The 9,188-nt window shown below is 64.7% G+C and carries 8 protein-coding genes; 5 read left to right on the top strand and 3 right to left on the bottom strand.

Annotated elements, in window-relative coordinates; translation table 11 throughout:
* Nucleotides 1-758, top strand: a 758-nt coding sequence (locus H928_RS0125340) for a DUF2145 domain-containing protein (protein WP_021029015.1), incomplete at its 5' end; no start/stop codon positions are given.
* Here the strand turns inward: H928_RS0125340 and H928_RS29910 are convergent.
* Nucleotides 755-2,176 carry a sensor domain-containing diguanylate cyclase gene (locus H928_RS29910; RefSeq protein ID WP_148293327.1) on the bottom strand — a complete coding sequence of 474 codons (1,422 nt, stop codon included), beginning with the start codon at nt 2,174-2,176 and terminating at the stop codon, nt 755-757. The two genes, H928_RS0125340 and H928_RS29910, sit on opposite strands and share 4 nt — an antisense overlap.
* A 645-nt stretch (nt 2,177-2,821) precedes the next feature.
* Nucleotides 2,822-3,994 carry a tRNA guanosine(34) transglycosylase Tgt gene (gene tgt / locus H928_RS0125330; protein WP_021029013.1) on the bottom strand — a complete coding sequence of 391 codons (1,173 nt, stop codon included), beginning with the start codon at nt 3,992-3,994 and terminating at the stop codon, nt 2,822-2,824.
* A gap of 125 nt (nt 3,995-4,119) precedes the next feature.
* On the opposite strand from tgt, the gene H928_RS0125325 reads away from it, so the two are divergent.
* Complete coding sequence (locus H928_RS0125325; RefSeq protein ID WP_021029012.1) at nt 4,120-4,605, top strand: universal stress protein; 486 nt, start codon at nt 4,120-4,122, stop codon at nt 4,603-4,605.
* 76 nt (nt 4,606-4,681) lie between these two features.
* On the opposite strand, the gene H928_RS29905 is transcribed toward H928_RS0125325, so the two are convergent.
* The gene (locus tag H928_RS29905) at nt 4,682-5,206 is read right to left on the bottom strand and encodes a MarR family winged helix-turn-helix transcriptional regulator (RefSeq protein WP_192817005.1); all 525 of its coding nucleotides are present in this window, start codon (nt 5,204-5,206) and stop codon (nt 4,682-4,684) included.
* A 125-nt stretch (nt 5,207-5,331) separates the two neighbouring features.
* Between H928_RS29905 and H928_RS0125315 the strand changes: the two genes are divergently transcribed.
* The 3 genes from H928_RS0125315 to H928_RS0125305 form a co-directional block, all read left to right on the top strand.
* Nucleotides 5,332-7,659, top strand: a complete 2,328-nt coding sequence (locus H928_RS0125315) for a bifunctional salicylyl-CoA 5-hydroxylase/oxidoreductase (protein WP_021029010.1) — start codon at nt 5,332-5,334, stop codon at nt 7,657-7,659.
* A gap of 12 nt (nt 7,660-7,671) precedes the next feature.
* Nucleotides 7,672-8,445, top strand: a complete 774-nt coding sequence (locus H928_RS0125310) for an SDR family NAD(P)-dependent oxidoreductase (protein ID WP_021029009.1) — start codon at nt 7,672-7,674, stop codon at nt 8,443-8,445.
* A gap of 23 nt (nt 8,446-8,468) precedes the next feature.
* Nucleotides 8,469-9,188: enoyl-CoA hydratase family protein (locus H928_RS0125305; RefSeq protein ID WP_027011411.1), on the top strand; the 720-nt coding region annotated here is incomplete at its 3' end.

Genomic DNA, 9,188 nt, shown 5'->3' with positions numbered 1-9,188 from the left:
TGGCCGCCGCACTGCTGGCCGCCACGGCCGCGCAGGCCGGCCGCAGCTGCGAGCCGCAAAAGCCCACGCTCGACAGCGTGCGCCAAAGCCTGAGCCTGGCGCAAAACGTCGCTCAGGCGCTGGATGCCAGCGGTGCGCAGCTGGTGTTGCTGGGCCGCCAGGGCCAGGATCTGCGCAAGTACCAGCTGCAGTTCTCGCACATGGGCTGGGCCTACAAATCGGCCACCGGCGCCTGGCGTGTGGTGCACAAGCTCAATGACTGCGGCACTGCCACTTCCCATGTCTACCGCCAGGGCCTGGGCGAGTTTTTCCTGGACGATATGTGGCGCTACCAGGCGGTGATGGTGGTGCCGGCCAAGGAGGTGCAGCAACAGCTGCTGCTGGCGCTGTCGGCCAACGCGCAGCCCTTGCAGCTGCACGAGCCGCGCTACAGCATGCTGGCCTATCCCTGGAGCCAGCGTTACCAGCAAAGCAACCAGTGGGCGCTGGAGACCCTGGCCCAGGCGCTGGCGCCGCAAACCGTGCATGACCGGGGCCAGGCGCAGGCCTGGTTGCAGCTGCAGGGCTACCAGCCCAGTGACTTGCGCATTGGCGCGATGACCCGGCTGGGCGGCCGCATGACGCGCGCCAATATCGCCTTTGACGACCACCCGCCCGAAAAGCGCTTTGCCGGCCATATTGAAACGGCGACGGTGGACTCGGCGTTGGCGTTTTTGCAGCGCAGCGGCTTGGCGTCGGCGCCGGTGCTGCTGCGTTAAGCCGCAGAGAGCGGCGCCGTCCAGACCGCGCAGTCGCGGCCCTGGGCCTTGGCCTGGTACAGGGCCAGGTCCGCTTCGCGCAGCAGGTCTTCGAGGCTGTCACCCGCCCGCAGCGCTTGTTTGTAGGCCAGGCCGATGCTGAGCGTGGCCTGCAGCGGCTCGTGGTGCGCCGTCAGAAAGTGGCCGCTGCGCACGGTATGGCAGAGGCGCTCGGCAATGGCGGTGGCGTCTTCAAAGCTGATATGGGGCAGCACCACGGCAAACTCTTCGCCACCGATGCGGCCCAGCACATCCTGGGGGCGCAGCGATTCGGTCAGCACCTGGCTGACATCGCGCAGCAGGCGGTCGCCGCTGGCATGGCCGTGGTTGTCGTTGACGCGCTTGAAATGGTCTAGGTCCAGCATCAGCACCGCCGCCGAGCTGCCTTCATGGGTCAGGCGCTTGAGCAGCGCGTGGCTGGCCTGCACAAAGCCATTGCGGCTGAGCACATCGGTGAGGCTGTCATGGTGGGCCTGGTAGCGCATGCGGTGCAGGAGCTCGGCGCGTGCGGCGTGCGAGCCCGCCACCGACAGCGGCCCCAGGATCAGCATCGTGATGCCCAGGCGCAGGCTGGCCACATCCAGCACATTGGCGGGGATAAAGCCCACGATGTTGGAGATCACGATCACCTTGGTCACAAACACCAGCATGGTGATGATGGCCGTGGTCAGGATGCGGTAGGACAGCGCGCACCACAGCAGCGCAGGCAGCGAGAACACCAGCGAGCCGACCTTGTTGCCCACCATGTAGCTGGTCATCTCCAGGCCAACCACGGCCAGTGCGGGCAGCAGTTTCAAGGCCCAGGACTGGCGCTCTTGCTTTGCGCCGCTGCTGCGTGCCGAGGGCAGCGCCAGCAGGAACGGCAGCAGCATCATCGCGTTCATCCATTCGCCGGTCCACCACATCAGCAGCCCCTGGCTCATAGACAGATCAAAGGCCCAGGCGCTGATAGGCCCGCCAATGGCCGCCGATGCCGTGGAGGCCATGCCGCTGGCAAAGAACACCAGCAAGGCGGAATACTGGCCCTCCATCTGCAGATCGCGCTGGGATTGCCGGCGCAAGAACAGCCAGCCGCAGGCGGCGCCGCACAGGTTGGCGGTGGTAAAGCCCAGGGACAGCCACAAGGAGGTGCCGGTGATCAGATCGGCCAGCACAAAGCTGGCAAAAAGGGCGGCGAGCCCCAGCGGGCGCATGAGGCGCGGGTAGCGCAGCAGCAGCACCAGCACGATCTGGTTGGCGGGCCAGAACACCGAGAGGTAACCCAGCGGCCGCAGCAAGATGCCCACCATCGCTGCCGCAAACACCGCCAAGCTGGCGCAGAGCAGCAAGCGACCGCTATGGGGTTGCTCCAAGGGGTGGACGGGCGACGCGGTCAGCATGGGTGTGAGGGAGGATGGGCGAAATATACCCGCTCCCCTGCACCGCCATGGGCCCGACCCCGTGGGCCAGTCACACATTGGCAGGTGGGCAGAGTGCTGCAGCCGCGCAGGGCCTGGCTGAGATTTTGATTAATCGATAATCTCAGACAATCGTTGTTGCTTCCAAAATGGGAGCTAAGAACGCATGCCAGTCGGCGCATCAATCTGAAATATGCCGGGATCAAACAGCACTGTTGCCGTGGGCCGCTGCGGTGCACCGAGGGCCGCAAAGCCCCAGACGGCGCTGTCTCTTACTTTCCGCAGGGACTGTCAAGCGCCATGCTGCGCTGTCTCTTGGCCCCCACGCTTTGCATGGCAGGGGAGGGGGGCCGAGAACTTAGAACCTGTTCAATGTCTCCTCGCGCCGCGACAGTGTCTTTGCGAGATGGGATGCGAGGCGCAACACCGCAGCAATAGCCCAGCTATTGCGAGGATTTGCAACGACGCAGACCGCGCGCAAAGCCACTGTCCTTACGGGTTGGAGTGAAATCGGGCGATTTCTGCGCGCTGGCCCTTGCTTGCACCCCGGTGCAATCTGCGCTCCATCCCTTCGAACTCATCCCGATTGCACTCCAACGCGGCTGCGTAGAGACTTTGAACAGGTTCTTAGATACCGCGTGCCCGGTCCGACTTGAACTGCGCGCGGAACTGGGCAAAGTGGCCGGCATCGAGCGACTGGCGCACTTCCTGCATCAGGTTCAGGTAGTAGTGCAGGTTGTGGATGGTGGTCAGCATGGGGCCCAGCATCTCACCGCAGCGGTCCAGGTGGTGCAGGTAGGCGCGGCTGAAACCCTCGCGCCCGCCGTTGTCCCAGCTCACGCCGCTCTTGCCGGCGCAGGCGTGGCAGGTGCAGGAGGTGTCGATGGGCTGGTGGTCGGTCTTGTGGCGGGCGTTGCGGATCTTCAGGTCGCCATAGCGGGTGAAGATGGTGCCGTTGCGCGCATTGCGCGTGGGCATCACGCAGTCGAACATGTCCACGCCATCGGCCACACCCTGGACCAGGTCCTCGGGCGTGCCCACGCCCATCAGGTAGCGCGGCTTGTGGGCCGGCAGCAGATGGGGCGTGTGCTGCATGATGTCCAGCATCTCGTCCTTGGGCTCGCCGACCGAGACGCCGCCCACGGCGTAGCCGGGGAAGTCGATATCCAGCAGGCCCTGCAGCGATTCCTCGCGCAGGTTCTTGAACATGCCGCCCTGCACAATGCCGAACAAGGCATTGGGGTTGCCCAGGCGCTCGAACTCTTCCTTGGAGCGCTTGGCCCAGCGGCGGCTCATCTCCATCGACTTGCGCGCCTCGGCCTCGGTGGTCTTTTTGCCGTTGGTCTCGTACGGCGTGCACTCGTCGAGCTGCATGACGATGTCCGAGTTCAGAATCGTCTGGATCTGCATGCTGACCTCGGGCGACATGAACAGCTTGTCGCCATTGACCGGGCTTTGGAAATGCACGCCTTCTTCGGTGATCTTGCGCATCGCGCCCAGCGACCAGACCTGGAAACCGCCCGAGTCGGTCAGAATGGGCTTGTCCCATTTCTCGAAACCGTGCAGGCCGCCAAAGCTCTTCATCACATCCAGCCCCGGGCGCATCCACAGGTGGAAGGTATTGCCCAGAATGATCTGGGCGCCCATTTCCTCGAGGCTGCGCGGCATCACGCCCTTGACGGTGCCATAGGTGCCCACGGGCATGAAGATGGGGGTCTGCACCACGCCATGGTTGAGCGTGAGCGTGCCACGGCGTGCGTGGCTGGTGGGATCGGTTTTGAGAAGGTCGAACTGCAGCATAACCGGGCATTTTCGCAGATGTGCGGTAGTTGACGGCGCGGCGGGTTTCGCAGGCTCGTCTCTGACACAGGGGCTGCCGGCAGATCGCTACACTGGTCTTATCTTTCACTGCCAAGGAGAAGCCCATGCTCAACATCATGATCGCCGTCGACGGATCGCCCAACTCGCTGCAGGCGGTGCAGCACGGCGTGCAGCTGGTGCAGCAGGGCTTGCGCGCCCATGTGGTGGTCGCCCATGTGCAAAAGGAGGCGAGCTTTCTGGAGCTGGCCACGCAGGATTCGGAGCTGATCGCCAATGCCAGCCTGGAAGCGGGCATGGACCTGGTCGCCCCGGCGCTGGACATGCTGCGCCTGGCCGGTGTCTCGTATGAGGTGGAGATCCGCCTGGGCGATATCTACGCGAGCCTGCTCGACATCGCCGAGGAAAAGGGTTGCGGCCTGATCGTGCTCGGTGCCACCGGCGAGAGCATGCTGGGCAGCATTCTGATCGGCTCGGTCTCGCGCGAGGTGGCCCGCCACAGCAAGGTGCCGACCACCATCGTCAAGATGCCCGAGGTGCTGGAGGCCGATGAGGCCGATGGCGACCTCAGCCAGGCCGATACCGCGATGTAATTCTTCAAAGAGAAGCCTGAGAGCCTGCCGGACCAGGGGCGGTCCGCAGGCTCTTTGTCATTTTTGGGGCTGGCACTCAGTCGGCAAGCTGCTCCATCCGCTGGCCCACAATCTGCCGCAGCAGGCCCAGCTGCTCATACAGCTCACGCGCGGCATCTGCGCCCAGGGGCGCGAGCAAATGCTCCAGCCATTGCTCATGCGCCTTGGCCATGGTGCTGAACTGCTTTTTGCCGCTGCGCGTCAGGCGCACCGTCATCGATCGCCGGTCCTCGTCATCGGCCACCCGCTCCACCCATCCTTCTGCCACCAACTGGTCCGTCAGACCGGTGATATTGCCGCCCGTCACCATCAGGTACTCGGACAGCGTCTTCATGCGCAGGCCCTTGGGGAAGCGGCTGAGCTGGGCCAGGTAGTCAAAGCGCGGCAGGGTGGTGGCGAACTGGGTGCGCAGCTTGCTGCGAATCACCTGTTCGATCTGCGTGCTGCAGGTCATCAGCCGCAGCCACAGGCGCACGGCCTGGTGTTCGTCATGGGCGAGGCCGGCCTCGCGGCCAGCCATGCCGCCACCGGTGTCGGAGGGGGAGTTGCAGAGGGTTTGCATGTCAGCCATTGCGCCCATGGTGCAGTACCGCAGGCGGCTCCAGTGATAGGGTATGTGCGTATTTTAGTGAATTATTTATGCATCAATAATTTAGTTATAAAGTATTTTTCAGGACGGTCCTGGCCATGAAAATTGTCTGCATCGGCGGCGGCCCCGCCGGCTTGTATTTCGCACTGCTGATGAAGCAGATGGACCCCGCGCATGACGTGACCGTGGTCGAGCGCAACAAGCCCTATGACACCTTTGGCTGGGGGGTGGTGTTCTCTGATGCGACGATGGACAACATGCGCGAATGGGACCCGGCGACGGCCCTGCAGATCGAAGAGGCCTTTAATCACTGGGACGATATCGAGTTGCTGTTCAAGGGCCGCAAGATCCGCTCGGGCGGCCATGGCTTTGTCGGCATCGGCCGCAAGCATTTGCTCAACATCCTGCAGGCGCGCTGCGAGCAGCTGGGTGTTCAGCTCGTGTTCGAGACCGATGTGCAGTCCGACGAAGACTATGCCGATGCCGACCTGATCATCGCCAGCGATGGCGTGAACTCGCGCATCCGCAGCAAGTACGCCGAGGTCTTCAAGCCCGATATCGTCACCCGCCCCAACCGCTTTATCTGGCTGGGCGCCAACAAGGTCTACGAGGCCTTCACCTTTGACTTTGTGCGCACCGAGCACGGCTGGTTCCAGGCCCATATCTACCAGTTCGACGACAAGACCTCGACCTTCATCGTCGAGACCACCGAAGAGACCTGGAAGGCCTGCGGCCTGGACACGGCCGACCAGGCGCAGTCGATTGCCTTTTGCGAAAAGCTGTTTGCCGACAACCTGCAAGGCGCGCGGCTGATGACCAATGCCCGCCATTTGCGCGGCTCGGCCTGGATCAATTTCCAGCGCGTGGTCTGCGACCAGTGGTGGCTGCAAAACGCCAAGGGCAGCCATGTGGTGCTGATGGGTGATGCCGTGCACACGGCGCATTTTGCGATTGGCTCGGGCACCAAGCTGGCCATTGAAGATGCGATCGAGCTGGCGCGGCAGTTCCAGCAGCTGGGCGATGGCAAGGCGCAGATACCTGCGGTGCTGGAGGCCTACCAGGCGCTGCGCCGGGTGGAGACCTTGCGCATCCAGAATGCCGCCTGGAATGCGATGGAGTGGTTCGAAGTCTGCGGCAAGCGCTACTGCGACCAGCTCGAACCCGAGCAGTTCATGTACTCGATGCTGACGCGCAGCCAGCGCATCAGCCATGAGAACCTGCGCCTGCGCGATGCCGCCTGGCTGGGTGGCTATGAGGCCTGGCTGGCCGCGCAAAACGGGGTCGAGGTGCAGGGCAAGGCGCCGCCGCCGATGTTCCTGCCCTATACCCTGCGCGGCCTGACCTTGAAGAACCGCATCGTCGTCTCGCCAATGGCGCAGTACTCTGCCGTCGATGGCGTGCCCGGTGACTACCACCTGGTGCACCTGGGCGCGCGGGCCATGGGCGGCGCCGGTCTGGTGTTTGCCGAGATGGCCTGCGTCAGCCCCGAAGGCCGCATCACCCCCGGCTGCCCGGGCACCTACAGCCAGGCACAAAAGCAGGGCTGGCAGCGCATCAGTGACTGGATCCACAGCCACAGCGATGCCAAGTTTGCGATGCAGATCGGCCATGCCGGCGCGAAAGCCTCCACCCGCCTGGCCTGGGAGGGCACGGACCTGCCGCTTGCCGAGGGCAACTGGCCCATCATCTCGGCCTCGCCCCAGCAGTACCTGGAAGGCGTGAGCCAGATCTCGCAGGCGATGAGCCTGGCCCAGATGGCAGAGGTCAAGCAGCAGTTTGTGCAGGCTGCCCAGATGGCCGCCGAGGTCGGCGCCGATTGGCTGGAGCTGCACTGCGCCCATGGTTATCTGCTGTCCAGCTTCATTTCGCCCTTGACCAACCAGCGGGACGATGCCTATGGCGGCAGCTTGGAAAACCGCCTGCGCTACCCGCTGGAGGTGTTCCGGGCCGTGCGTGCCGTCTGGCCGCAGGAGCGGCCGATGTCGGTGCGCATCTCCGCCCATGACTGGGTGCCCGGCGGCATCACCCCCGATGACGCGGTGGAGATGGCCAAGGCCTTCAAGGCCGCAGGCGCGGACCTGATTGACTGCTCGTCCGGCCAGGTCAGCAAGCAAGAAAAGCCGGTCTATGGCCGCATGTTTCAGACGCCTTTTGCCGACCGCATCCGCCAGGAGGCAGGCATTGCGACGATGGCCGTCGGCGCGATCAGCGAGGCCGACCATGCCAACTCCATCATTGCGGCCGGCCGCGCCGATCTCTGTGCTGTCGCCCGCCCGCACCTGGCCAACCCGGCCTGGACCTTGACCGAGGCGGCCAAGATTGGCTACACCGCCATCGCCTGGCCCAAGCCCTACTTTGCCGGCAAGCACCAGATGGAAAGCCTGTTCGAGCGCGAAAAGGCCCAGCAAGCGGCCGCTGGCCATTGAGGAGTGCTGCCGATGCCAAGCAAGACCTTTGAAGGACAGCATGCACTGGTAACCGGCGCCGGCCAGGGCATTGGCGAGGCGATTGCGCGCCAGCTGCTGGCGCAGGGCGCGCGGGTGACGGTGCTGGGCCGCCGGCCCGAGCCGCTGCAAAAACTGGTGGATGCCTACCCAGGCCAGTGCCAGCAGGTGCTGGCCGATGTGGCGCAGGGGCCGGAGGTGGTCGCGGCCTTTGCGCAGGCTGTCGCCGCCTTTGGCGATATCCAGATCCTGGTGAACAACGCCGGCCAGGCGCAGAGCGCGCCCTTTATGAAGACCGATGCCCAGCTCTGGTCGCAGATGCTGGCGGTGAACCTGACCGGCACGATGCTGTGCATGCAGCAGGTGCTGCCAGCGATGCAGGCGGCCGGCTATGGCCGCATCGTCAACGTGGCCAGCACGGCAGGGCTGATCGGCTACGCCTATGTGTCGGCCTATGTGGCGGCCAAGCATGGCGTGGTGGGCCTGACCCGGGCGCTGGCGCTGGAGGTGGCAAGCCGGGGCATCACGGTCAATGCCGTGTGCCCGGGCTATACCGAAACCGACCTGGTCAAGACCAGCATCGACCGGGTGGTGGCCAAGACCGGCCGCAGCCCCGAGCAGGCCATGGCCGAATTTGTGCGCGACAACCCCCAGGGCCGCCTGGTGCAGCCGCAAGAGGTGGCCGATGCGGTCGTCTGGCTCTGCGGTAAAGGCGCTGGCGCGATGACTGGCCAGGCCATTGCGGTGGCAGGCGGCGAAGTGATGTGAACCCCGAATTTGTGGAGACAGGCATGAGTGAATACCGAATCGACCCCGCGCTGGTGGCGGGCAACCACCAACAGCTGGCCGGCTACCAGGCACAGCATTTTTTGTGGCAGGTCCATGCCGGCGTGGCGACGATCACCTTGAACCGCCCCGAGCGCAAGAACCCACTGACCTTTGACTCCTATGCAGAGCTGCGCGACCTGTTCCACCGGCTGAAATGGGCGCAGGATGTGAAGGCCGTGGTGCTGGTGGGCGCGGGCGGCAACTTCTGCTCGGGCGGCGATGTGCATGAAATCATCGGCCCGCTGGTGGCCCTGAAGGCCCCCGAGCTGCTGATGTTCACCCGCATGACGGGCGAGCTCATCAAGGCCATGCGCGCCTGCCCGCAGCCCATCATTGCGGCGGTCGATGGCATCTGCGCGGGCGCTGGCGCCATCATGGCCATGGCCTCGGACATGCGCCTGGGCACGGCCCGCAGCAAGACCGCGTTCCTGTTCAACCGCGTGGGCCTGGCCGGCTGCGACATGGGCGCCTGCGCCTTTTTGCCGCGCATCATCGGCCAGGGCCGGGCCAGCGAGCTGCTCTACACCGGCCGCAGCCTGGGCGGCGACGAGGGCGAGCGCTGGGGCTTTTTCAACCGCCTGGCAGAGCCCGAAGCGCTGCTGGTGCAGGCCCAGCAGATGGCCGCCGACCTGGCCGCCGGCCCGAGCTTTGCCAATGGCATCACCAAGACCCAGCTGCACCAG

It is taken from the genome of Comamonas sp. B-9 (genome assembly GCF_000410635.1).
Lineage (GTDB): Bacteria > Pseudomonadota > Gammaproteobacteria > Burkholderiales > Burkholderiaceae_C > Comamonas.
Note: the sequence above shows the minus strand (reverse complement) of the source record. Positions and strands in the feature narration are given on the sequence as shown.

Excerpts from the sequence above, each read along its gene's own strand:
- H928_RS29910 (WP_148293327.1), bottom strand. The coding sequence starts at position 2,176 with ATGCTGACCGCGTCGCCCGTCCACCCCTTGGAGCAACCCCATAGCGGT.
- tgt (WP_021029013.1), bottom strand. The coding sequence starts at position 3,994 with ATGCTGCAGTTCGACCTTCTCAAAACCGATCCCACCAGCCACGCACGC.
- H928_RS0125325 (WP_021029012.1), top strand. The coding sequence starts at position 4,120 with ATGCTCAACATCATGATCGCCGTCGACGGATCGCCCAACTCGCTGCAG.
- H928_RS29905 (WP_192817005.1), bottom strand. The coding sequence starts at position 5,206 with ATGCAAACCCTCTGCAACTCCCCCTCCGACACCGGTGGCGGCATGGCT.
- H928_RS0125315 (WP_021029010.1), top strand. The coding sequence starts at position 5,332 with ATGAAAATTGTCTGCATCGGCGGCGGCCCCGCCGGCTTGTATTTCGCA.
- H928_RS0125310 (WP_021029009.1), top strand. The coding sequence starts at position 7,672 with ATGCCAAGCAAGACCTTTGAAGGACAGCATGCACTGGTAACCGGCGCC.